This window comes from Ochrobactrum sp. CGA5 (assembly GCF_006345815.1).
Taxonomy (GTDB): domain Bacteria; phylum Pseudomonadota; class Alphaproteobacteria; order Rhizobiales; family Rhizobiaceae; genus Brucella.
In genome coordinates, this window is the sequence record NZ_VCIG01000034.1 from 1 (window position 1) to 582 (window position 582).

The following is a 582-nucleotide window of genomic DNA, read 5'->3' on the forward strand; positions in this document are numbered from 1 at the left end:
TCCGGCATAATGTTTCATGCTGCGCTTCCTTTCCTGATGCTTGTGGCTGTTCCAAACAGACCACGTTTTATCATCAGCTCGAAGCGCAGCACCCCTGCATCCAACCTCCGGGGATGGGCTCAAGCCGAATACCCCATCTGTTGCAAACTTTTCGTCAACGATCGCTGATGTATGATCCGGTTTTCAAGCAAGCCGGGATTATGTGATGTTCAAGGGCCGTCATTTCGATAAGTCAGTAATCTTACTTTGTGTGCGGTGGGTGGTACCTTTCCTACAATCTGAGCTTGCGCGATTTGAAGGAAATGATGGCTGAACGCGGTATTGATCTCGACCATTCGACAGTCCACCGTTGGACGCAATATTTCAGTCCAAAGTTGCTTGATCGCTTCAACCGCAAGAAACGCCAAGTTTCTCGAAAATGGAACGTCGATGAAACCTAGAGCATATCCTTTGAACACTGAATCGATTTTGAAGTGACAATCGGCGATCTGTCTGATTCAAGGTTTCCAGTTATGGAGGCTTTTGATGGGACGAGCATTAAGCAGTGATTTGCGATCACGCGTTTTGAAGGCTGCAAACGAA

General features: G+C 47.4%; 1 protein-coding gene and 1 pseudogene. Both read left to right on the top strand.

From position 1 onward, the window contains the following. The coding region (locus FJQ48_RS22580; RefSeq protein ID WP_210236262.1) for a hypothetical protein at positions 1 to 206 on the top strand (206 nt) is incomplete at its 5' end. Then, positions 206 to 437 (top strand): annotated as a pseudogene (locus FJQ48_RS12840) (IS6 family transposase); the annotation flags it as partial. The gene FJQ48_RS22580 and the pseudogene FJQ48_RS12840, both read left to right, overlap by 1 nt. Between the last annotated feature and the right edge of the window lie 145 nt (positions 438 to 582).